This is a genomic window from Bacteroides mediterraneensis, from assembly GCF_016900355.1.
In the GTDB taxonomy this organism is placed as follows: Bacteria; Bacteroidota; Bacteroidia; order Bacteroidales; family Bacteroidaceae; genus Phocaeicola.
This window is the reverse complement of sequence record NZ_JACJKA010000016.1, coordinates 31,575-54,942: the sequence shown is the minus strand read 5'-3', so window position 1 is coordinate 54,942 and position 23,368 is coordinate 31,575. Positions and strand designations below refer to the sequence as shown.

The 23,368-nt window shown below is 36.6% G+C and carries 30 protein-coding genes; 9 read left to right on the top strand and 21 right to left on the bottom strand.

Annotated features, from left to right (window positions below; all coding sequences use genetic code 11):
- Position 1: 1 nt before the first annotated feature.
- From H6A28_RS09805 to H6A28_RS09720, 18 genes are all read right to left on the bottom strand, one after another.
- Positions 2–1,171, bottom strand: coding sequence for a DUF2062 domain-containing protein (locus H6A28_RS09805; protein WP_204480024.1), 1,170 nt, complete (start codon positions 1,169–1,171; stop codon positions 2–4).
- A 7-nt stretch (positions 1,172–1,178) separates the two neighbouring features.
- Positions 1,179–1,532: a beta-hydroxyacyl-ACP dehydratase gene (locus H6A28_RS09800; protein ID WP_204433729.1), complete on the bottom strand. Its 354-nt coding sequence runs from the start codon at positions 1,530–1,532 to the stop codon at positions 1,179–1,181.
- The gene (locus H6A28_RS09795; protein WP_204433727.1) at positions 1,529–2,143 is read right to left on the bottom strand and encodes a LolA family protein; all 615 of its coding nucleotides are present in this window, start codon (positions 2,141–2,143) and stop codon (positions 1,529–1,531) included. The genes H6A28_RS09800 and H6A28_RS09795 overlap by 4 nt, the downstream gene beginning before the upstream one ends.
- A complete protein-coding gene (locus H6A28_RS09790; RefSeq protein ID WP_204480022.1) occupies positions 2,136–2,819 on the bottom strand; it encodes a polysaccharide deacetylase family protein in 684 nt (227 codons plus the stop codon). Before H6A28_RS09790 ends, H6A28_RS09795 begins: the two co-directional genes overlap by 8 nt.
- A 1-nt stretch (position 2,820) precedes the next feature.
- Entirely contained in the window at positions 2,821–3,627 is an 807-nt protein-coding gene (locus H6A28_RS09785; RefSeq protein ID WP_204480021.1) for a beta-ketoacyl synthase chain length factor, read from the bottom strand.
- Positions 3,627–4,802 carry a beta-ketoacyl-[acyl-carrier-protein] synthase family protein gene (locus H6A28_RS09780; protein WP_204433720.1) on the bottom strand — a complete coding sequence of 392 codons (1,176 nt, stop codon included), beginning with the start codon at positions 4,800–4,802 and terminating at the stop codon, positions 3,627–3,629. Before H6A28_RS09780 ends, H6A28_RS09785 begins: the two co-directional genes overlap by 1 nt.
- 9 nt (positions 4,803–4,811) lie before the next feature.
- A complete protein-coding gene (locus tag H6A28_RS09775) occupies positions 4,812–5,066 on the bottom strand; it encodes a phosphopantetheine-binding protein (protein ID WP_181215779.1) in 255 nt (84 codons plus the stop codon).
- A 6-nt stretch (positions 5,067–5,072) separates the two neighbouring features.
- Positions 5,073–6,746, bottom strand: coding sequence for a beta-ketoacyl synthase N-terminal-like domain-containing protein (locus H6A28_RS09770; RefSeq protein ID WP_204480020.1), 1,674 nt, complete (start codon positions 6,744–6,746; stop codon positions 5,073–5,075).
- Positions 6,734–7,177, bottom strand: a complete 444-nt coding sequence (locus H6A28_RS09765; protein WP_204433716.1) for an acyl-CoA thioesterase — start codon at positions 7,175–7,177, stop codon at positions 6,734–6,736. Before H6A28_RS09765 ends, H6A28_RS09770 begins: the two co-directional genes overlap by 13 nt.
- The gene (locus H6A28_RS09760; protein ID WP_204433714.1) at positions 7,174–7,578 is read right to left on the bottom strand and encodes a hydroxymyristoyl-ACP dehydratase; all 405 of its coding nucleotides are present in this window, start codon (positions 7,576–7,578) and stop codon (positions 7,174–7,176) included. The genes H6A28_RS09765 and H6A28_RS09760 overlap by 4 nt, the downstream gene beginning before the upstream one ends.
- A complete protein-coding gene (locus H6A28_RS09755; protein WP_204480019.1) occupies positions 7,565–8,671 on the bottom strand; it encodes a methyltransferase in 1,107 nt (368 codons plus the stop codon). The genes H6A28_RS09760 and H6A28_RS09755 overlap by 14 nt, the downstream gene beginning before the upstream one ends.
- A 10-nt stretch (positions 8,672–8,681) precedes the next feature.
- Positions 8,682–9,554 (bottom strand): acyltransferase, encoded by an 873-nt coding sequence (locus H6A28_RS09750; protein ID WP_204480018.1) that lies wholly within the window; start codon positions 9,552–9,554, stop codon positions 8,682–8,684.
- A 4-nt stretch (positions 9,555–9,558) separates the two neighbouring features.
- The gene (locus tag H6A28_RS09745; protein WP_204480017.1) at positions 9,559–9,804 is read right to left on the bottom strand and encodes an acyl carrier protein; all 246 of its coding nucleotides are present in this window, start codon (positions 9,802–9,804) and stop codon (positions 9,559–9,561) included.
- Between the two features lie 6 nt (positions 9,805–9,810).
- Positions 9,811–11,034: a beta-ketoacyl-[acyl-carrier-protein] synthase family protein gene (locus H6A28_RS09740; protein ID WP_204480016.1), complete on the bottom strand. Its 1,224-nt coding sequence runs from the start codon at positions 11,032–11,034 to the stop codon at positions 9,811–9,813.
- Between the two features lie 6 nt (positions 11,035–11,040).
- Positions 11,041–11,784 (bottom strand): 3-oxoacyl-ACP reductase FabG, encoded by a 744-nt coding sequence (gene fabG / locus H6A28_RS09735; RefSeq protein ID WP_204480015.1) that lies wholly within the window; start codon positions 11,782–11,784, stop codon positions 11,041–11,043.
- A 17-nt stretch (positions 11,785–11,801) separates the two neighbouring features.
- Entirely contained in the window at positions 11,802–13,313 is a 1,512-nt protein-coding gene (locus H6A28_RS09730; protein WP_204480013.1) for an HAL/PAL/TAL family ammonia-lyase, read from the bottom strand.
- 57 nt (positions 13,314–13,370) lie between these two features.
- Positions 13,371–13,577 (bottom strand): helix-turn-helix transcriptional regulator, encoded by a 207-nt coding sequence (locus H6A28_RS09725; RefSeq protein ID WP_204480011.1) that lies wholly within the window; start codon positions 13,575–13,577, stop codon positions 13,371–13,373.
- A 600-nt stretch (positions 13,578–14,177) separates the two neighbouring features.
- Complete coding sequence (locus tag H6A28_RS09720; RefSeq protein WP_204480009.1) at positions 14,178–14,474, bottom strand: hypothetical protein; 297 nt, start codon at positions 14,472–14,474, stop codon at positions 14,178–14,180.
- Positions 14,475–14,496: 22 nt separating this feature from the next.
- Here H6A28_RS09720 and H6A28_RS09715 point away from each other — a divergent pair, with 22 nt between their 5' ends.
- The 3 genes from H6A28_RS09715 (at position 14,497) to H6A28_RS09705 (ending at position 15,802) form a co-directional block, all read left to right on the top strand.
- Positions 14,497–14,823 carry a molybdenum ABC transporter ATP-binding protein gene (locus H6A28_RS09715; protein WP_204480007.1) on the top strand — a complete coding sequence of 109 codons (327 nt, stop codon included), beginning with the start codon at positions 14,497–14,499 and terminating at the stop codon, positions 14,821–14,823.
- 13 nt (positions 14,824–14,836) lie between these two features.
- Positions 14,837–15,073 (top strand): DUF6926 domain-containing protein, encoded by a 237-nt coding sequence (locus H6A28_RS09710; protein WP_204480005.1) that lies wholly within the window; start codon positions 14,837–14,839, stop codon positions 15,071–15,073.
- Positions 15,074–15,178: 105 nt separating this feature from the next.
- Positions 15,179–15,802, top strand: a complete 624-nt coding sequence (locus tag H6A28_RS09705; RefSeq protein WP_204480003.1) for a TetR/AcrR family transcriptional regulator — start codon at positions 15,179–15,181, stop codon at positions 15,800–15,802.
- 3 nt (positions 15,803–15,805) lie between these two features.
- Here H6A28_RS09705 and H6A28_RS09700 read toward each other — a convergent pair whose 3' ends face one another.
- Complete coding sequence (locus tag H6A28_RS09700; RefSeq protein ID WP_204480001.1) at positions 15,806–16,381, bottom strand: hypothetical protein; 576 nt, start codon at positions 16,379–16,381, stop codon at positions 15,806–15,808.
- 482 nt (positions 16,382–16,863) lie between these two features.
- The gene (locus H6A28_RS09695; RefSeq protein WP_204479999.1) at positions 16,864–17,010 is read right to left on the bottom strand and encodes a hypothetical protein; all 147 of its coding nucleotides are present in this window, start codon (positions 17,008–17,010) and stop codon (positions 16,864–16,866) included.
- 698 nt (positions 17,011–17,708) lie between these two features.
- Here H6A28_RS09695 and H6A28_RS09690 point away from each other — a divergent pair.
- The 4 genes from H6A28_RS09690 (at position 17,709) to H6A28_RS09675 (ending at position 21,038) form a co-directional block, all read left to right on the top strand.
- A complete protein-coding gene (locus H6A28_RS09690; protein WP_087213572.1) occupies positions 17,709–17,888 on the top strand; it encodes a hypothetical protein in 180 nt (59 codons plus the stop codon).
- Between the two features lie 2 nt (positions 17,889–17,890).
- A complete protein-coding gene (locus H6A28_RS09685) occupies positions 17,891–18,304 on the top strand; it encodes a PcfK-like family protein (RefSeq protein WP_117893660.1) in 414 nt (137 codons plus the stop codon).
- 1 nt (position 18,305) lies between these two features.
- The gene (locus H6A28_RS09680) at positions 18,306–19,586 is read left to right on the top strand and encodes a PcfJ domain-containing protein (RefSeq protein ID WP_204479998.1); all 1,281 of its coding nucleotides are present in this window, start codon (positions 18,306–18,308) and stop codon (positions 19,584–19,586) included.
- Between the two features lie 1,050 nt (positions 19,587–20,636).
- Positions 20,637–21,038, top strand: coding sequence for a single-stranded DNA-binding protein (locus H6A28_RS09675; protein WP_195651903.1), 402 nt, complete (start codon positions 20,637–20,639; stop codon positions 21,036–21,038).
- 401 nt (positions 21,039–21,439) lie between these two features.
- Here H6A28_RS09675 and H6A28_RS09670 read toward each other — a convergent pair whose 3' ends face one another.
- Positions 21,440–21,688, bottom strand: coding sequence for a hypothetical protein (locus H6A28_RS09670; RefSeq protein ID WP_204479996.1), 249 nt, complete (start codon positions 21,686–21,688; stop codon positions 21,440–21,442).
- A 191-nt stretch (positions 21,689–21,879) separates the two neighbouring features.
- Here H6A28_RS09670 and H6A28_RS09665 point away from each other — a divergent pair, with 191 nt between their 5' ends.
- On the top strand, positions 21,880–22,446 hold the full coding sequence (locus H6A28_RS09665; RefSeq protein ID WP_087208975.1) for a phosphoribosyltransferase: 567 nt from the start codon (positions 21,880–21,882) through the stop codon (positions 22,444–22,446).
- 1 nt (position 22,447) lies between these two features.
- Positions 22,448–23,065, top strand: a complete 618-nt coding sequence (locus H6A28_RS09660) for an SLOG family protein (RefSeq protein WP_087208977.1) — start codon at positions 22,448–22,450, stop codon at positions 23,063–23,065.
- Positions 23,066–23,368: the final 303 nt, after the last annotated feature.

The window sequence follows — 23,368 nt, the reverse complement described above, 5'->3', positions numbered from 1 at the left end:
TCTATTTTTTTCTTATTATTGCCAAAACTAAGTAACTCAAAATGAAAAGTGCTAATCCTGATACGATAGCCAATAATATACTTCCTACAATATATTGAAATAAGGATGTATAGGCACTCTCGAATGTAATGTTATCAAAAGATATTTTTGTATCTGAAGGATAAATGACATATCCTATTTTCATACTTCCATATAGGATGAAAGGTATCATAGGTGGTATGCTTATATTCGAAAACATTAGTGCTATAACCTTATTTAGTTTGAAGATATGAGCTGATATTGCAGCAAATATCATCTGATAGCCCCATATCGGTATTATACCGCAGAAAATACCCCAGCCGATTGACATGGATAATCTCATATTGCTTTCCTTATTATTTATAATCTGCTCTTTAATAACTTTCTTTATATTCTCTTTTGTCAGAAACTTCAAGCATTTCCAAGGATAGTAGAAAAGCAATGCATAAATGACCAGAAAAGTATTCAATATACTAATTCTAGTAAAGTCTCTTAATGGCCTAAAATGGGAAACTCTTTCTTCTTTAGGTGGATAGTAAACATTGATAGGTACATTTTCAACGTTAATGCCTTTCCATGCTGCTCGTACAATAATCTCTACCTCAAATTCATATTTACGCGTCAGTAAATGTATTCCTTTTATCAATTTTAATGGATATAATCTGAAACCGGACTGTGTGTCCTGAAGTGTATTTCCTGTTTCTATCTTATACCAGAAATTAGAAAATTTATTGGCGAATGTATTCTTGCCAGGCATATTATCTGCCCTTAGGTTTCTAGCCCCTATCAGAATGCTTCCAGGCTTTTTCTCAATTCTATCTATAAAGGTTGGGATATCATCTGCAAAGTGTTGGCCATCAGAATCCAAAGTGATAGCATAATCAAATCCTTTCTCTGTAGCATATCTCAGACCAGTTAATAAGGCATATCCTTTCCCTTTATTTTCTTTATATGAGATATACTGTATTCCGGAATACTCACCGAGTATTGCAGATGTATGATCTGTAGAACCATCATTGACAACAATAACATCATCACAGTAATCCCTAACACTGTCAACAACTTTCTTTATAGTCTTCTCATTATTATAAGTAGGTATTATAACAGCACACTTTAACTGCTTTAACCGGTCCTTATATACAGTATATTCCATATTTATATTATTTGATTGTTGCTTTTAGTTTTAAGACTGTATTGTTGTTATTATATACTATAGCTGATATTGTATCTTCTTTTAAAAATGTAATGTCTATTGATATTAAAAGCCCTGCTTTTGGCTTAATAACTGATATAAACTTGCACTCCTTTATTTTACTGAAAGATATATTCTTATCAGAATAAACACTTAAGCAGCTTCTTATAATAGCCAAAGTACAGACTCCAGGAACGATGGGTTCAAACGGAAAATGCCCCTCATATATAGGGTGTTTCTCCATTATTTCAACAGTACACTTAAATCCATTCTCTCCTTCAACAACATGTTTGATTCTGTAGAAGTTATTTTCCCAATTCATCGTTTATCAAACTGTTTAATTTGTTTGTTAAATTCTTTATCCAAAAATTCATATAGTGTATAATCACCATTAGGTTGTGTCATTTTCATCTTATTAAGACACATATTTCGCCTGTCAAATTCAAGCATAATCTCTTTTATTTTAGATGCTACTCTCTTTTTTTTAGGCGTCATTATAATTGTATATTTAAGTTCCTCTTTCTTCAACTCATGATTAAAATCTTTTGTAGAATTCATTACCTCTCCTGTCATGCAAGCTGATAATATATTCTTCAGCTCACGAAGCATTGGATTAGATTCTACCTTCATCTCGTTTATTTTGTCTCCATTTTTCATCTGGAAATCTTCTGATGTCATCTTTATATAGTCTCCGTCATTGAACAAGAGTAATATCTGTTCTGGCCTTTGATAATAGAAGACACCTTTTTTCGACACTTTATTTGACAGAACAGATAAAGATTGAGTTTGTGTAAATTTACAGGTTATTGTTTGTATTTTGGATGTCTTACTTTCTAATTCATTTATAAATTCTTTATCATTTCCTTGGTTTCCTTGTGCATTTACTGACAAGAACATGCCCAAGCACATTAAAATACATATTATTCTATTCATAAGCATTTTTATTTATAAGTCTATTTAGTGGCACTATTTCAATACCTTTCTTTTTAATTCCTTCTATAACTGATTCCAGAAGTATATCAGATCCTTCTCTGTTATCATGTAGTAGAACGATATCACCACTCTTTATATTGCGTATTATTCTCTTGCTTATAGAAGTACGCTTTAAAAACTTTAATGTATCATATGAGCGTATATTCCATCCTATGCATACAAATCCATTGTTTACTGCTCTTCGTATAAGCGGATTGGTAACTCCGAATGGTGGTCTAAAAAAAAACGGAAACTTACCTGTTATTTTATATATAATATCATTTGTCTTCCGTATATCTTCATAAATTTTGTTACTATTCCAAAGAGTATATGATGGAGAATGAGAAAAGGTATGATTTCCTATTATATGCCCTTCCTCATAAATCCTCTTTACTAGTTCTGGATATGTTTCAATCTTTGAACCGATAAGGAAGAAAGTTGCTTTAATATTATTCTCTTCAAGTATATTAAGTATTCTGGGGGTATGAATAGGATCTGGTCCATCATCGAATGTTAATGCTACTGCTTTCTCCACACTACTCCCTCTACAAATACATCTTAAGTATATTCCACTTCTTATATCAGCGGAAGCCCATACAAAGAATAGCAAGATAAAGGAAATTATTATAATAAGCATATTACACTCCTTTCACTATAATTATTGAGGAACTCATACCAAGATAATTATTGCAAAATATCATTTCTTCATCTCTCTCCAAATCCTTGGTGAACTCATAGAATATTCGTGCAGAAACAGTTGGATAAATACCATATTCCGTAAAATTGTTATAGACGATTTTTTCTTCTTTAGATTTGGCATATCGATTGATACATTCATCCTGACTGAGTACATTACTTGAAAACTCAATGTGCTCAATTTTTATTTTACATGCCTCTGTATAATTTGATGTCAATTCCATGAAAATAGCACCTTCTCCATTCTTTTGTCCCTTATGAAAAGCCCCTAGTCGTTCTAATATATTGTTGGAACTTTCAGTTATTTCATCAAAAGTTCCTAGTAATATTCTTTCTTTTCCCTCAATGCCTATCTGCAAATATGCATCTAGTAATGCATCCTCAAAACTGTGAGATCTGTTTACATATGTAATATTCTCACAATGGTTCTTTGAAAGTAAGGCAATTTGGCCTCCTACCGTGTTAAATGTAGATTGGATAAAGGGTGTCGGATTTAATAGCTCCTCATTATTCTCTATTACATTTCTCAGGAATCTTTCGCTGTCTGCCAAACATCCGTATCCGGTTGCTGTTACTATGCTGTCAATTTCTTTAATATTATCAATATTGCCACAACATTCTACAGCAGTTGTAACAGCCATTTTTAAGATACGAGACATTCGTCTCCTCACGGCAGCTTCAGGGATTAATGCCTTGATATCTGATATAACATCATCATCAGCAATTATATTTTTTACATAACAACTCATTATTGCTTAGAGAATATTAAAGTTGAACAATTACCTCCAAATCCAAAAGAATTAGAGAGAACAGTTTTTATTTCTTGTCTATGAAGGCTTGTATTTGGTATTACTCCATTATGCATTGGCACAGCAAAATTAAGTGATTCAGGTACAAAACCTTCCTTAATTGATAATATGGAAAATACAGCTTCTATACCTCCCGATGCTGCTAATGTATGTCCTGTATAAGACTTTGTGGAGCATATTAGAGGCATTTTCTGATTAAATATGCGTGATATAGCTATTGATTCCGTTAAGTCGTTATTCGGTGTACCTGTACCATGAGCATTTATATAATCTATCGATTCCGGGTGTAAACCTGCCATCGATAGTGCTTTATTCATAGCAAGATAAGCACCTTCGCCATTTTCTGATGATGCCGTTTGATGGAATGCATCATTCGTATTGGCAAATCCAGAAAGACGGCAGTACTTTTTATTACAGTCTTCTTCTCTTTGAAGAACAATGTATCCAGCACCTTCGCCAAGATTAAGTCCGGCTCTTCTTTCATCAAACGGCTTACATAGTTCTTTGTCTAATATCATAAGGGATTTAAAACCGTTCAAAGTAAATGCACTTAAAGCATCGCAACCTCCTACAATAACTGCATCCAATACACCATGCTTTAATAAGTTATATCCTTTTATTATAGCATTGGCTGATGAAGAGCATGCTGTACTGATAGTCGTTGAATAACCATTAATGTTACAATAATTGCATATCGCTTTAGTTGAAGCTGCACAATCGTGCATGAGTACTTGCCTTAAATCACCTTTAGTATTGTCTTTAATATAATCTTTAAAGAATATTTCTGTTTGATCCATACCACCTACAGAAGTCGATGATATTAGACCAATTTTATAACTGGTCACATCTATTTGTGAGTCTATAATGGCTTCTTTAACGGCAAGCATTCCCAATAATGCTGTTCTAGATATTACTTTATTTGCTGATATACCTAGTTTTTCTTTTAGTTGTTCGTTTGAATATCTTATTTCACCAACAGGTAATTTATTGTTGGTTATTAGTATTTCAGGACAAAGAGATATACCACTTTGTCCTGAATATAATTGTGATAAGTTTTCTTCTACTCCAATGCCTAGTGAAGAAACTATACCTAAGCCGCTAACTACAATGCTCATTATAATATTTTATTTCTTGTTTTTCTCAATGTATTCAGCAAGTGTTCGTACAGAGTAAAAGATAGGTTTGGCTTCTGCTGAATTGGACAATTTAACACCATAATACTTTTCAAGTATGAGTATTACTTCCAATGCATCTATTGAATCCAGTCCTAATCCATCACCAAATAATGGTGCATCTGTATCAATATCTTCAACAGTTATTTCTTCTAAATTTAATTCCTCAATCAAATGCTGTTTGAGTTCTTTTACTAGTTGTTCCATAATTATTTATTTTTCTCTAATTAATAATTTCAAATTTACTTCATACTTTTCACTTAACTTTTCACACCATCCACAAATGACAGCCTTTGCCTTTCCTGTTTCAATCAATAGCTTCGCATATTTTTCTGCGGTTCCATTGTCTTTATCTTCAACAAAGAATGTGTTATTCCCTTTTATCTTATGGCGAATACACAGTTCTCCATTAACAACATTTGGTAAGGTATATACAAAGATTGCAGGAGAAGCCCCTTCTTCTGAATGCTTATTGATGACTTTCTGGTGCTCTATATCCGCATCAAGAGACGAAGACCTGTTTGCTAGAACTATGGATATATCTTCTGACGAATATTGATTCAATGAATACTGTTCCAACAGATTTGCCATAGAAACATATGCAGCCTTACATAAATCACTCATCTTATAAAATTTCATGTTGGTCTCACCTAACTTCTTGTATTCTGCCCTAATAAAATCATGAAATGCTTCACATGAAACTGGCAAGCTGTAATGACATACTTCTTTTACATGAATATCATAGTTTGGATGGATACCTTTATAGCATTCAGAAGAAACAGCAATGGCAGCATTGCATCCACCAAATCCGGAAGCCGTTTTTATAAATGCCTCTTTTGTAAACGTCTGTTCATTAGAACTTACGCTTATGGTACATGAAGTTCCAAGTTCCTCGAATCCTAAAGTTGCAAAAACTCTTTTTGTTAGAAGTTCTTGAATGCACAGTATGGTTTCTACCACGCCTGAAGCACCTAAAGTATGGCCTATATATGACTTAAAACTATTTATAGGCTTATCAGTAAGTCCTGCCAAAGCAATAGCCTTACTCTCCATTTCATCATTATATACAGTTGAAGTGCCATGTGCGTTTATAAAACCTATATCATTTTTATCGAGGTTGGCTTCGCTTAATGCCCTTTCAATAGCTAAATACAATCCGTCACCGGTTCTTGACGGACCAGATATATGATTTGCATCATTGGTTATTGCACCGCCGTTAAGATACAAATATGGGCGCCTGGCTTGACTTTTATCTGATGTTAAGAGTATAGCCCCACATGCTTCTCCCAGACATAGCCCATCACGATTCTTATCATATGGTCTACAAGGTTTTGAACTAATAGACTTAAATGAAGCAAATCCCTCTGTTATAAATGGACTTAGCGTATCACAGCCGACTACGATAATATTGTCATATATACCTTGTAGTATTATTTCTCTGGCTATGATTAGGGCTGACACTCCAGAAATACAAGCATTGGAAACAATCAATGGCAAATTTGAAAGTCCTAAATATGCTTGTAGCTTCAATGCAGTTGTACCTAAAAATGCATCTTCTGGGACTGGACTGACATTTTCTTCTAATTTATTGATATTACCTTTTGTCGTAGATAAAATGACTAAAAGCCTTTGGTCTTTTACGTCTAACTGAGATTCATTGATAATTGCTAATGTATTATTTATCACTAGCGATTCAAAGAATGTGCATCCCTCTTGTTGATATGCTAAAGGTAAGGCCCTGTTTATAGTCCCTACTATCATTCCATATTTTTCATTATAGCTGAGTCCACACTCCTTTTGCTCTAATGCATAGAAGGTTTGCATCTTTTCTCCTAAAGATGTTATCAAACTGTCATGTCCTATATATACTTGTTTTACTTTATCCATTTTTCTTTCCATTTCTCGTAAAACGGAGGATTGTTCAAGCACATTTCTCCATTGTTATCTATGAAAACCTGAACGGAACTGCCTCTTGCAACAATGATATTGCTATCAGACTTTCTTATCAGGTATTCAAAACAGATCTTAGCTGCAGGTGTCTGAATATACTTCGTTTCTATTATGATGTCATCATCTATTGTAAGCGGGTTTAAGTACTGTATCTGTAAATCCACTATTGGAGTCATATATCCGCTGGCATATATATCCAAATACCCTATGCCTGGATATTCTCGGCCAAATGCTTCTCTTCCATCCTCAAAATATTTTACATACGAACCATGCCAAACTATTTTCATTGAATCAACCTCACTGAACCGAACTTTGGCTTTTGTTACACCCACTAGGGACGGTGTGGAATCATATTTCCTCTTCTTCATGAATTCAAGAAAATTTTCATTTGACAACTTGCTGCTAAACGGCCATCAGTAAAAGATTCAGCCTTGATAAGAGTAATATTAAAAACTTCTTGAAGAATTTCAATTCTAGTTTCTAACATGTCATTTATTTTCGGTAGAAATACTATTTCCATATTGGAAATAGCTCCTATATAACCTATCGATATTGGCTTGTTTTCTTTTCTGCAAATATATCCTACTCTTGCTGCAGCTGATTGCGCTATGTGTTCAATAAGACCAAATTCAGTAAAACAATCATTTTCCACAAATATATTGTCATTTTTGATTGTCAACTGAGTTTCCGAGATACCGTTTGTTATACCGACAAATTTGTCTACCATAACTATCGGTTCTCTTTGTGGTATCAAATCAATTATTTCCATTTTTTTTCTTACAGATCATTATTGAATGTCCTAATCCCAATCCGTCAACAATCTCTTCAATTTCAAGACCGGCATTGTTGACACATCTTTCCATATCAGATGAATGATACATTTTACTGTTTCCGTTTGCTAGAGCTGTAAAATATATGCTTGTTAATGTAAGACAATAAGCTGCTGTTTCAAACTTCTGTCTGTCCCAGAAAGTTTCCATAATATATAATCTTGAATTTTCATCCATCGATTCAGCAGCTCTTTTACATATACTAGTCACTTCTTCTTCCGAAAAACAGTCCAAGAACTGGCTCATCCAGATTACATCAAATGCAGGAGAAGGAAACTTGACAGACTTATCTAACAAATTACATGGATATGCATGTATTCTGTCTGCACCGTCTATATTCTTTGTCTGTTCACGCATCATTGCAAGCTGTTGTGGCAAATCCATAATGGTTACTTCAACAGATGGATTATATTGAACACATTTTGTTGCCCATCTTCCTGTATTCCCACCTACATCTAATAACCTGTTTACTTTCTTTGTACCATCAAATATAATTTTCAGAGCAGCTTCAAATGATTCATCAGAATAGAAATGATCAAAGCCGAACCAGCTTTTTTGCACATGCTCAGGTAAACTTGATAAGGCTTCGTATATGGTTGGCCACTCCCCAAAAGATTTCAATCCGGATGGTTTGCCTTCCAAGAGGGCTTCTTCCAGATTAAATAGACCTTTATAGTTAACATCATGGTTGAAGTTCATATTCACCTTTGCCATATTGTCATTTAAAAGGAACCAACCTGTTTTAGACAGTTGATACTTATCTTCTTTTATCAAAACTGTCCCTATAGACAAGGACGCTTCCAGTAAAACTTGTGCAGCGTATAAACTTAGTCTTGTTTTTTCTGCTATCTGTTCCTGGGTTAAACCTTCTCTATTATTTGACAATAGTTCTAGAATCCCAAATTTTACCATAAGTCTTGATACTTGAAAGACTATTGGACCAAAGGCAATTTCTTGCGCTCTTCTTTGAGCTTCTATTGCCGTAAGTCTCTCATGGGAATATATTTTCTCTAATTGGGGTGTAAGTTTCATTTTCAACAATTTAATTCCAGAATCTATAGAAATTAAACCACTGTTGTGGATACTTTCTAACTATTTTTTCTAAAGACCTGATATATTGATTTATTAAATTCTCTGTTGTTGTGTCCTTAGTTATGTCTGCTTCTTCAAAGATAAATCTGTAAGTACAGCCCTTTTCTCGCATTGAATAATAGAACACAACTGGAACCCTACATTTATTGGCAATCTTAAACGGACCTATGGGAAATCTGGCTTGTCCACCCAGGAATTCTAAACCAATAGATGAATTTTCATCCAAATACCTATCTCCATTAAAACATACGTATTCGCCATTGTTAAGTGCCATTTTTATATTTATCATGGCACCCAATGTATCTTCATTTACTGGTATTATCTTAAAATTCTGCTTTTCTGACGCATCCTCTATTGCTTCCTTAATACCGCGATGTTCTGTATCGAACATTACAATATTGATTTTTTTCCCATAGTTACCGAAAAATGCTGCACCTGCTTCCCAGCATCCGACATGTGCACCTATCAAGATAACACCTTTACTGTTATCTATTATATCAATAAATCTTTGATAATTGTCAAATTCAAAATGATATTTACTTGATAGGCCGCTCTTTATCGCTAATTTGTCAATTAATGTCTGACCAAATACATAATAATGCTGGTACAGTTTCAAGATTGATTTAAGTGTCCCGTAATGAAGTCTTTTCCTGTTATATAGCCATATTGCATTTGTGGCTTTTGGTGCAAAAGGAATAAAATGGATAACGACAAGGGCCAAGAAACAATAGGCTATCTTGATTCCTAGTAATTTTATTGTGTAAATAAAAAACAGATAGCCTAATTTCCCTCCTCTTGATTTTCCACTCCATTTACGTTTCACTGATTTATGCATTTATTTTCTTTTCCAATAATTCATAAAAATCTGAGAAAGTTTTCACATCCACGAAGTCAGGACCAGTCAATGTAACTCCAAAGTTCTGCTGAGCCAAAACTACCACATCTACAAGATCTAGACTGTCCAATCCTAATGTGTCCTTTAAAGTTGCATCTGGTGTTATTGTATCAACATCTATTTCAAACTCTTCAGCAAGGATTGTGCGAGCTTTTTCAATAATTTCTTCTTTTGTCATATCTGTTTATTTTAATTTAGTTACTATTAATGATGAATTTGTACCTCCGAATCCAAACGAATTGCTCAGATAAGTATCAAAAGGCATGTCAATTCTTTGTGAAGGTATATTCAATAGAGCAGATGCTTCATCAGGTTCTTCAAAATTTAGGTTCATTGCTATGAAATCGTTTTGCATCATTAATGTTGAATAAACAATTTCACTGGCTCCGGCCATCCACATCTCATGACCAGTGAAGCACTTTGTTGAAGCAACAAAAGGTTTGTGATCACCAAAAACCTCATTAATCGCTTTTGCTTCATTGAAATCACCTATAGGTGTTGATGTCGCATGAGCATTTATATACTTAATATCATTGATGTTTATTCCGGCATCTTGAATAGCTCTTCTTAAAGAACGTGTTGGCCCATCTACATTAGGTACGGATATGTGATCACCGTTTGAAGAGAATCCATAACCTATTATCTCTGCTAATATGGTTGCTCCTCTCTTGATTGCCGATTCATAACTTTCAATAATTACACAGGCTGCGCCACCACTTGGTACTAAACCATCTCTGTTCTTATCAAAAGGTCGGGATGCTTTTGTTGGCTCATCTTCTCTGATGGAAAATGCGCTTAACGCATCAAAGTTCCCAACAGAGAAAACATTTACTTCTTCGGCTCCACCACATATTATACAATCCTGTAACCCTTGTTTTATAAGTAAATAACCTAAACCTATAGCATGAGAACCACTTGCACAAGCTCCGGACACTGTAAAGTTTATTCCTTTCAGATTGAAAATTGTGGACAGATTCATGGTTATTGTTGAGTTCATGGTTTGAAATATGTTCCCTGAACCAACCATGACCGTACTTTTCTGCTCCCTTATAATATCAGCACCTTTTATTACAGGTTCTGCACAACTGTCGTTACCAAACAGTATTCCTACTTCATTGTTTTTCAGATAGTCCTGGTCTATACCAGCTTGTTCCAAGGCTTCTTTTGTTGCTACAAATGCATATTGTCCTTGTTCTGGCAAGCATAACCTTTGTCTTCTATCCAATAGGTTCTTTAGGTTCGGTGTCTTTAAAATTCCAGTCAGAGAAGAGCGATATCCCATTTCTTTTCTTTTGGGATCCAAACCTATACCTGACTTTCCTTCAAACAATGATTTAAGTACCTCTTCTTTATTTTGGCCGATACAGGAATAGATTCCCATACCTGTTATTACAACTCTTCTATTCATATATTCTTAAGTATAAATACCTCCATTAATAGATATAACCTCTCCAGTGATGTAAGCTGCTGAATCTGAAGCCAAGAAATTTACAAGCTCTGCGACCTCTTCCGGCTTGCCAAATCTTCCTACTGGTATATGCGCCTTCAATTCTGATTGGTTCAAATCACTTGTCATATCAGTTTCTATAAATCCTGGTGCTACAGCATTCACTGTGACTTTTTTCTTTGCAACTTCTTGTGCAAGTGCCTTGGTTGCTGCTATTACACCTCCTTTTGCAGCTGAGTAGTTTACTTGACCTGGCATTCCTTTTATTCCAGATAAGGATACGATATTTATTATCCTTCCCCATTTCTTCACAAGCATATTCTGTAATAATGCATGTGTAACATTATAGAATCCATTTAAACTTATATTAAGCACCTGAGACCAGTCTTCTTCAGGCATCCATATGAGAAGATTGTCTTTTCTTATCCCGGCATTATTCACCAATACTGATATATAGTCATTCTCATGACTGCTTTTCCACTTCTCAATAGCTGCAATTACTTCACTCTTTTTAGAAACGTCAAACTGCAGGATTTCAGTTTCTACTCCTAATTCCTTGATTATTTTTTGAGTTTCTTCCGCTTGTTCTCTATTTGATACATAATTTATTACAATATTGTATCCGCTTTGCGCAAGTCTTATAGCGACAGCTCTTCCTATACCTCTACTGCCGCCTGTTACAAGTGCATATTTGTTAGTGTTGTATGACATACTAAATCCCTTTTAGTTTATTGTTTCAAGAAAGTAACGAGCTTTCTTATCTCTTCATATTTTGGTGTATCTTCTGCAAATGACGGAACTATATTCCTTATTTGATTATATAAACTCCTCGTTTCAGGTGCTAAGTCTTCTGCTATTTGTAAGCAATCTACAGCCTGAACTAAAGCCATCATATGAATTGCCATGACCTGAAATGAGTTTTCAATTACATGAGCACATATTAGTGCTGAGTTAGTTCCCATTGATACTATATCCTGATTGTCATTGTTATTTGGTATAGAATGTATATACATTGGATTCGATAATGTTTGACACTCAGCTGTAGTAGATGTTGCCGTGAATTGTGAAGCCTGGAGACCATAATTAAGTCCTAACTTTCCTAAATTAACGAATGGTGGCAATATTCCATTAATTCTATCATGGAATAGGTAATTCATCTGTCTTTCGGTCAACATGGTTAATTTAGTAATAGAAATCTTTAGCTTATCCATTTCAAAAGAAACATAATCTCCATGGAAATTTCCTCCGTGCAAGACGGTGTTATGATCTTTATCAACGATAGGATTGTCATCTACAGAATTTAATTCATCAATTAAAACTGTTTTTGCATTTTCCCATTCATCATAGATTGGCCCTAATATTTGCGGTATGCATCTTAATGAATAATAAGGCTGTACCTTATGTTGAAATACATTTTTATCCTGTGGATGGTAAAGTTCTTCTGTTCTATTTCGTAGTCTTTTACTACCAGAGGATATCTTTCTCATTTGTTCAGCCACTCTTTTTTGCCCTTTATGCAACTTCAGTCCATTAAGGACTTCTGACATAAAATCATCATAAGAAGATGCTATCTCATTCATCATGACTGAGGCCATTAAAGACCAGTGTATAAGTTTCTTTGCTAATAGTAGATTAACCAAACCTATACCTGTCATAACTGCTGTTCCATTAGTCAAAGCAAGCCCTTCTCGAATATACATTTTCAAAGGTTTAAGGTCTAGCTGTTCTAGTACAACAGATGATTTCATTATTTCCCCTAAATAAGAAACTTCTCCTTCTCCAATTAATGCTAAAGCCAAATGAGCTAACTGTACCAGATCTCCACTTGCTCCAACACTCCCATGCTCAGGTATAATTGGATATATTTTATTGTTGAAGAACTGTATTAATAATTCAACACTATTGGTATGCACCCCAGAATGACCTTTGATGAAAGTCATAATCCTTGATAAAAGAGCGGCTCTTACATAAATAGAGGGAAGCGGATTTCCTGCTCCCGTTGAATGACTACGAATTATATTGTATTGTAATTTTTCCAGATCTTTTTCTTCAATCTTCCATTGAGCCATAGGCCCGAAACCGGTATTGATACCGTATATTACCTTTTCCTTTGAAAATTCTTTAAGAAACTCATAAGATTCACTTATTTGTTGCTTTATATCTGATGTTAGATTTAACTCCTCTTCTTGAAGAAGAAGTTTATCTATATCTTCTAAAGATAGTTCCTCTTTTATCTCCATAATTATAATTTGTTGATTTTATCTTTTGATTAAGATAAATCATTTTAATTGAGTGTATTATTCATTCTTGCTACTATACAACAAGTCCTTAATATCTATTCCTAGTATTTCAGCTATTGCTGAGAGTGTCTGCAAATCTGGTTGAGAAGTATTAGTACACCATTTAGATACAGTTGTTGGATCTTTCCCTAATTGTGCAGCCAACCACTTCCCAGTTTTCTTTTTTTCAGCTAAAACTACTTTTAATCGATTTAATTCTTTCATCACCTATTTATTAGAGTTGACCGCAAATTTATAGAATTATTCTCTAATGACAAAAGATTAATTAAAATAACAAATTTTACTTACTTAGTGTCTTTTTCAATAAATCTTCCTGTGTGCTCATTTTTCACCTACTTTTAATTTTTTTCTACCGATGATTAAATTGTGTATATGTTACAATAGAAAGTTTCATAGTACTGCCCCCAATCTATCCCTATTATATTTCTTTTCTATTTAGGTGGAAAACCCACTTTTCATAGCAATCAGCATACAAAATGTTGAGAATTTCTCCCTGACTGAAACCTCTCCTTTCTCTTGTCAGTTCATCTTTCCTTTCAGTACTTTGATTGTGTCACAGAATCAAAGTCATTTCCCCTACCTGACTTTCCATTTCCCAGAATTCCTTTTACCTTTTCAGGTACTGTACATCCATTTTTTTTCTTCTGCACTTTTTCCAGTTTACTTCCTCTACTTCTGTTCCTTTCTCTATTCCTAGACCTTATTCATTCTTTGGTTGCTTGTGTTGATTATCACTTTCTTCTCCCGATATACTTGTCCGGTTTTTTCCTTTAGCATACCTAACTCCTTTTCACCCTTGCCGTCTTATTCCTTTCCTCCACCATTCGTTTCCGTCTGCATCTGGTGGTCGTCCGTTCCTGGTGCAAAGGTATAACCGGGCGTGGCAGCTTTCAAGGTCAGGCCTGACGGTTTGACGGAAAATATTCCCTGCTGTGCGAGGTATTTTCTGTCAAAACCTTGCTCCTGCCTCTCCCTACCTTTTTGACTGGCACCGAAACGAAACGACCGATGCGACCGGAAGACGCATAAAAAAATGTCGGAAAATGAGACGGCAGAAAGTTGAAACTCAACTCCCTCGCTCTTAGATCCGCATAAATTCATTAACTCATAAATTCATACGACTATGGCAGCAATAGCAACAAAATTCGCATTGTGGGAAGTGCCTGCACTTGACACTCTTAAGGACGCAAAAGCCTATATCCTTCGTCAGAAAGTGAACAACAAGGAAAAACTCAGCCGTGAGGAGAAAAACTGGATTTCATACCAGGTGAACCATAATACCTACTTCAAGAGCGGAATCCCGGTGAGAGGCTGGAGGTTTGATCTTTCTGACATCCTGAAGACGTTCCTCGTCAATCAGTACGGCTGCTGGTATGAATACAAGTCAATCGACAAGACAGCACTGAGAAACTTCCTTCACGGCAGAATAAACAAGATAGTACAAATCTAAAATCCCATATACCATGAAACAGAGCATAGAGAAAATCCCGACATGGGCTTTCGGTTATATCTTCAACGGAGACATGACCGGTCTGACAGATGAAGAAGTCAGGATGATTGATGAATCACTGACACGTATAGGTGCAGAACTGGTCTGCACCCAACCTGATGAAGAAGCGCAACCCTATTTCACACGATACCCTCTTTTCGGTCTGCCCACCGAAGTCGAGGATTGTGTGGTAATCATAAAAGGCTCCTGACGAGAGCCTTTACTTGCTAATAACCATTCTTTATATGTTTCTTGTTTTTTAAAATTATTATTTCCCTTGTTTTTTATATCTTTACTTCTATAATATCTTATCTTTATGAAGCAGAATAGAAAAGAAATACTTAAAACCATTTTCAAATTATTCCTTACTCGTCATTATAAAGATGTTTCTTATGACGACATGATAAAAGCTACAAATATTTCCAAGGGTGGCTTATATCATTATGCGCCTAATAAAATTGAACTTTTCCGGTTGGTTGTAGATACTTTTTTTCTTGACCTGATTAAAGTTGAAGATGATATTATGATTAAGACTTCTGGCTCTGATAAATTTGCTCTTCATGACTTTCTAATGAGTTATGCAAGTTTCTTGCACAAGCGTTTTTGTCGTATTCAGGATTTCCTTCAGCTTCCTGTTGATGAAACAGCACGTGCCTTTTCTTTTTTTATTCTTAATTCTCAAAGATATCATCCTTCTTTCTATGAAAAATACCTTTCTCTAGAAGCCAGAGAAAAAGAACTTATAAAGAATGTTCTTCTTATAGCAGAGAAAAACGGAGAAATTAAAAACAATATGAATCTTCTTTTAGTCTCTGACATGTTCTATAATTCATACAGCGGACTACTTTTTTATTCCTCATTCCATCCTACCGATGATTTTGAGAAGAAACTGCTTATGCTTTTTGAAAATGTTTACTCTCTAATAAAAGTAGATAGTTGAATTTTATTCCTCACCATCCCTTCTCCTGTCAGTCTTCACCCCACTGGCTCTGAGAATCCTGAATACTGAGCTTTTGCTTCTGAAACCAACCTGCTTTTTTATCTCATCTGTCGGAACGCCCGCTTTGTACAGCTCCACGCATTTCTCGTTGCGAAGCTGCCTGGCTTGGCTTCTGCTCCTTTCTCTTTTTTCCGAAAGTTTCCTTATCTTCCTGATTGCGTATGAATCTTCTGTCAGTGTCGATATGGCGTGCAGCAGATTTTCGGTGGAACTCTCATATTTCACTCCGAAACTGTCTATCCTGTCCCTTAAGAATATAATTCTGAGATTTTTAATTCTACTTATATTGAGGAATAAACAAAGCTGTCTTACTCCTTTAAAGGCATTTGCCATTGATAAGAAGATAACTTCATCCCTGTCGTTCAGATTGTCCATAAGTTTCTTCAGCTCTTTAGTTTTCCCCTCTACGTTGTACCGCTCCCTGTAGATGAAGTCGCAGTTCTCTTTCTGAATCCTTTGTTCGTCTTCCTCGATGCGCTGTTCTGGTAGTTCTGTCACTATATATCCTATTCTTGCCATAATCCCTTTTTCTTTCAAATTTATAAATTATGCATGAGAGACCTCGTTTCCTGATGTCATATTTCATAGGCTATAGAGTTAATTAACAGATAAAAATGGTACTTTCGGAAGAATTGCTTGAATGACAATGTGTTATGCTGCTTTTAAGTGAGTTTGATTTTTTGCTTGTATGATTCCTGAATTTCATACTTCGTACTTTGCTCGGATTTCCTTCCTGATGATGAAGGATTCTGTCGTGATATTTTGTACTGTTTATTGGGCGTTTCAGTAAACTGCCGGGCTATCTGCGTCAAGTCCTCGCCTTGCTGTGGGCTTTATTCTCCTATCCCTAACGCGGTTCTCATACTCCCACCACCCTGCTAAGGTATGTCCGGTTGCCTTTGTTCTATGGTGACACTATTTCATGGTCACCTTCGGACAGAGGCAGCGGACATCCGTTCCGCTGCATGGCCAAAGACTTCGTTTCCGACCATGCACTCCACTCATTTCTCACCCATACACACCCAGCCGGCATCTTGGGGCACAACGGCTTTGCTGATGTGCTCCGTATGCTGTCCGGGTGTGATACCATAAGGTAAGGCAGAGCCTTTCAGGTTGTCCTTGCGTACACGCAGTTCTCTTACTCCCACCACCCCATTAAGGTACCGTCTGTATTCTTGCCCTGTCTGGCACTTATCACTCTGCTCTCAGGCTCACAGACTGCTAAGAGCCGGTCAAGAAAGGCACCCATATCCCGGCACGTACCATGTCCGATACGGAGCTAAGGCATTTGCCTTAACAACCTTAATCTTTCACATGCTCCACGTACCGGTCTGATATGAGTGCCTGCTACAGCCGCATTGTTCACCCGATGATGAAGTACCTGAAGGTACTTCTTATTCCCGGCATCCTGTACCGTTTGCAGAGAGTGTTCTTTTCAGTTTCATTCTTTTTCTTCTTCCATTCCTTTCCCGTGTCTTTCCGAAGGCATCCTGCTTCCCTCGTTTTTGCTGCCCATACCCTATCTGAGAGCCTTTGTTTTTTGACGGCAAATTTATAAGGGTTAGTGGAAATGAAAGAGTTCCGGCTAAGAGCCTTTGCCCTGAAAAAAATAACGATGACGGCTTATCGCTGTCCCAACATTTTTTTCGTTCAAAACTTTTCTAATTCCACTTTTCCTGAAAAGACAATGCCGTAAAAAAAAAGGCTCAAACTCAGATGGGGAATGATTCTCAATCTAAAAAAAAAGTCAGCGGATGCGAAAGACACAGGAAAGGAAATCTTTCAAAAAAAGGTCTAAAGCTCGCTGAAGAATAATTCGATGTTTAACCAACTAATTCAGAGCGATATGGCAGCAGTTCAGTTTATCCTTTCAGTCATCATGGCTATTTGTGCAGTGGCTATGTTCCTAAGTGCAGTTTTTATACATGCTAATCCCAGTATGGTGGTATCGGCACTTCTTTTCATCATCTGTTATGGTGCATTTTTATTGGTAAAAATCAGTTACAAAGAACTTAAATCCGAATAATTATGAAAGGTACAGAACACTTCAAACAGACTATCAAGGCTTTTTTGGATAATAAGGCAGCGAGTGACGAACTCTTTGCCCAGAGCTATCACAAGCCTCACAAAAATATCGATGATTGCGTGACTTATGTGCTTAATTGGGTACAAAGTACAGGTTGCTCCGGTTTTTCTGATGATGAGATTTATGGTCAGTGTATTCATTTTTTTGATGAAGACAACATCGACATAGGCAAGGAGATACAATGCAAGGTTGTGGTTAATCATCACATAGAATTGACTGAAGAAGAAAAGGCAGAAGCCAGGCAGAACGCTATCCGTCAGTATCAGGATGAAGAAATTCAGAAGATGAAGAACCGGAAAAAAGCTAAACCTGCCCAAACTCAAACTATTGTTGCACCTACATTATTCGATTTCTGATATGAAACCTACCAATAAAATTCAAAGAGAGATAGTTTTACTTTCAAGGAAATTGAAACCTATCACAAACAGACAGATGCAGTATGCTTACAGACATTGTATTGAACCTTTCGCCAAGAGAACGGCGAAAGGTATCTATACCTGTTGCGATTGTGCGCATACATGGAAAGACACACATTCCACTATTCCGGTTTATGCAACATGCCCTCATTGCGGAAGAAAACTTAAGGTAAGTACTGACAGAAAGAGAACCTATTCTTTTAAGGTGTATTTTACTATCATCATTTCAATAAAGGAATATCAGATATTACGTCACTTCATAGTTTTCGCAGATTTCAGAGTGGGTAAGGCTGCTCAATATTCAATTAAAGAAGTTGTTCAGCGATGGCTAACCCCAAAAGGTGTTACCCATACTATTGCCCTGAAAAGAAGTATGAGCAACTATTACTATGATAGTTGGAACTTTAATAGTGAACTTGAATTGAGAAGTTGTGCTGAAAGTTTCTATTATGATATAGATGCGATGTATATCTATCCTAAAATCCAATTATCCGACACGATAATAAGAAACGGCTATTGTGGAGATACCTTCGATTTGTCTCATTACACTGTATTCAAGGCTATACTCTCAGACAACAGAAAAGAAACTCTTCTGAAATGTGGACAGATTTCTCTTTTCAAATACTTTGCTCATAAGAATAAAATATCGGATGATATTTGGAAAGCCATTAAGACCGGCATCCGGCATAAGTATAACTTTTCCGATATTGGTTTATGGCTGGACTATATCAGATTGTTGCAACACTTCAATAAGGATATTTCAAACCCTCATTATGTTTGTCCTTCCAATCTGAACAGGGAACATGACAGATTGAGTCGGAAGAAACAAGAGGAGTATGAAAAAGAACAGCTAAGGGAAAAGAAACGGAAAGCTGTTCTGCAAGAAAAACATTATCAGGAAGCAAAAGCAAAATTCTTCGGTCTTGTTTTCGATGAAGGTGATATTCGGATACGTGTTCTTGAAAGTGTTCAAGAATTTGTAGAGGAAGGAGAAGTATTGCATCATTGCGTCTTTTCAAATGAATATTTCAATGATGACAATTCACTTATTTTTTCGGCTATGGTGGACGGAGTAAAAACGGAAACAATCGAGGTCTCTTTGGAGACAATGAAAGTGGTTCAATGCAGAGGCCGGTATAATAAGAACTCTGAGTTTCATGATGAAATTCTGAAGGTGATGAACAAGAATATTCCTCTTATTGCAAAACGCATGTGCGGATAAGTGGCGGACTGATGTCTATATATGATATGAAAAGTAATTATGTTACATTGTAACGTAATTACTTTCTTACGTTATTACATAACCGAAAGTCATAATCGCTTGTAAATGAACGTGAGTTCTTTCCTTCCCACCCTATCTAAGGAATACGCTGTAAACCGTATGTTTCCTTCCTTTGGCCAAACTATGTTTAGTCCGGAGGAATAAAACATCCGGCTTGCAAATTCAGCACCTCACACCGTATGAACCTTCCCGGTGGCTCAGGATCATCCGGCGGGATCTGCTGTCCGGCAATTTGCAGCAGCCCGGTTTCTACCCGCCCTGGAAAGACCCCGTCACCTGAAGGTGCCGGGTGAAAGCGGAGTCTCGAAAGGGCATCTTTTCTGTGTGGCTGAAGCCTTCCGTTTTTAAATGTCTTCTTGTACTTTTCGGTGTGTACCGCACACCTTTTTCTCCTCTTCCTCCGATGTCGTCTCCGGCGGCTGCCACAGTCCGGTTACCGCTCCGGTTTCACGGCCATTCTTCCTGAAATATCCCTTTTTTTACAGTGATACACCCTTTTTCTTAAGTCGGTCAAGGCAGGCTCGTTCTTACGGCTTCGTCTGTCGGCCGATGTATGTTTCTTCACCATGTCCGATTGGCACGGCTGCTTTCGGAAGAACACTTGCCATAAATTCCAAAACCGGCAGTGCATCATACCGTAACCAATACGAATGAAAAACTTTTTCAGATGAATTTCCGGCGAAGTCAAATCATATTTCCTTGTGCAAATTTATGGAACAGCTTCCACTTTTTTCCGAAAGTGTCAGTGGCCGATTCGCAAATACCGTCCTTGCCTATTAATTCCAGAATCTTCCTTTTTCTGCACGCACAAAAAGCGTATTCATGGATTAATTATTTGCTGCCATCTTACCCAATAAAAAATATAAGAATCTTCCTTTTTCTGTTATACACAAAAAGCGTATTCGTACATTTTTTCATGGTTACCACTTAGTCTGTTCCAAGATAATTGCACCGTAAAATTGATTAATTAACTTCTAAAATTCATACATTATGAAAAAGATTGAAAATTCCTTCGTAGTATCAGGTTACGTTTCCAATGACGCACAGATCCGCAGTTTTGAAACAGCAAGTGTAGCACGTTTTTCGATAGCCGTAAGCCGCTCAGAGAAGAAAGGTGAAGAAACGGTCTATACATCAGCCTTCCTGCCAGTCGAAGCCTGGCGTAAGAACGAGGCAGCCGATTCATTTGACAGAATCAAGAAGGGTGAACTGCTCACAGTAAAGGGATATTTCAAACCGGAAGAGTGGACCGAGAGTGAAACCAACAAGAAGCGTAACCGCATAGTCATGGTAGCCGTCGAGTTTTATCCGACACCTGAAAAGGAGGAAGAGGAGAAACCGGCTCCATCAGAGAAGAAGCCGAAAAGGACGAAGAAGACAGAATCCAAATAGAAAGGTGGCTCCGGCCACCCTTTTTTATGCCCTTTCGAGGATTGTTCTTGCGTACACGCAGTTCTCTTACTCCCACCACCCTGCTAAGGTATGCCTGCTTCCTGTTAGCCCTCACTTATTGTTCGTTGGCTGCGGAACCAGGCATCCGGCTCGTTCACACATCATCTTTTCGGATGATGCATTCTCTCACCTTATTGCTCACCCTCTATTCCCACCCACCGCCCTTTATTAAGGTAGCCTCTTCGGGCTGGTCGCGATAGCGTACACGCAGACGTCATACTCCCACCACCCTGCTAAGGTATGCCTGTTTCCTGTTAGCCCTCACTTATTGTTCGTTGGCTGCGGAACCAGGCATCCGGCTCGTTCACACATCATCTTTTCGGATGATGCATTCTCTCACCTTATTGCTTACCCTCTTTCCCCACCCACCGCCCTTTTAGGTAATTCTTTCTTTTTCCGATTGTCTTAGAATGGTCTTTTTGTCTGTCCGCTTCCTCATTCCAGGTCGAAATATCCCCATCTGAGAGCCTTTGTTTTTTGACGGCAAATTTATAAGGGTTGGTGGAAATGAAAGAGTTCCGGCTAAGAGCCTTTGCCCTGAAAAAAATAACGATGTTGTCTGCGACTTCCCCAACATTTTTTTCGTTCAAAACTTTTCTAATTCCACTTTTCCTGAAAAGAGAATGCCGTAAAAAAAAGGCTCAAACTCAGATGGGGAATGATTCTCAATCTAAAAAAAAAGTCAGCGGACAAAAGACCAAACCAAGACAAAGGTTTTAAAAAAAAGGTCTAAATCTAGCTGAAGAATAATTCAAGGTTTAACACTCTAAAGCATACGGATATGGCAGCAACATTCGGAAAATACCCAAGTTTAGACAAGCAGTGGAGAAAGATGATGTTTTCTTTTTATCCTTATTTGTCTACAAAGAATAGAAATGCAACCCAAGAAGAATGGAAAATCAGAAGACTTATTTGGGATTTCAAAGACGGCAAGGCATTTGCAAATGTAGCCCATTTGGTAGCCAACAAGCTCATTCAACTTTATGGTAAAGAAACCAATAATATTATCTTTGCTTGTGTTCCGGCTTCAAGTGCAGAGAAGAACGAAAAGAGATATAAGCATTTTTCATCGATGGTTTGCCAACTTTGCGGAATGTACAACGCTTATGACCATATTAAGGTTAAGGGAGAAAAATCAGCCGAGCATGATAATGTTAGTAAAAGTGAAATACACAACAAACAAGAGATAGAGTTCGACCAAGATTTTTTCAAAGGTAGAAAGGTTATAGTTTTTGATGATATTCTTACTAAAGGATTTGCATATGCTATTTTCGCCAATAAAATAGAAAAAATGGGAGCAGAAGTATTGGGAGGACTCTTTATCGGTAAAACAGTTTATAGTAACTAATATGACACCAAAAGAAGAATACATAATGAAGAAAACAGGTCTCTTTCAAAATGAGACCTTGTTTTTCTATACTTATATCGCTCACAATGGACAGATATACAAGACAACTGCTGCCAGTCTTGATGTTTGTCGGAAGTTGCGGGACAGATGGCAACGCCATCTGTCCACCTCTTTTACCGGACATCGCCACATAGCTAATTATGCAGAAGTAAAAAAGAAGGTGGAAAATGCGGTTAGATTCTGTTATAAGAATGGTCAGCGATTTTTTTATGTCGGTGGTGCTATCGGATTTGATACCATAGCAGCTGAAAGTGTACTTAGATTAAAAGAGGAATTTCCTGATATTGTTCTTATTGTTGTTGTGCCATTTCCGCAGCAGGATAAGCTGTTTAATAACTCATACAGAAACAGATACTTTAATATTCTTAATATGGCAGATGAAGTTATTACCATTTCAGATAGTTTTTCAAATTTCGCATATCTGAAACGTAATGATTATATGATTTCCCACTCCTCTCAGCTTATTGCCTATTGGGATGAAATATCTTTAGGTGGTACATCTTATACGGTAAGAAAGGCATACGAAAAGAAACTAACCATCTATAACCTTTATAAATAATGGTTATTGATGGTTAGTCTACTTTTTCACACAAAAAGTAGCAAAAAAAGTACCTTAGAGGTACTAATTTAATATCTTTGTACACATACAACTGTTTAATATTCACTAACTTAATATTAAGTATGCTGGAAAAAGAATTGCTTAAAGTTGCACTACAAGGCGATTTCTATGTCATTAAGATTTACAAGACTGAGGAAGGTGTATATGTTCTTAAACAAATGTGCGCTTCTCAAACGCCAAGTTGGTGCATTATTGAGAAGTCATCTAAACTCTCAGATATTGAATTTTGTATATCCATTATGC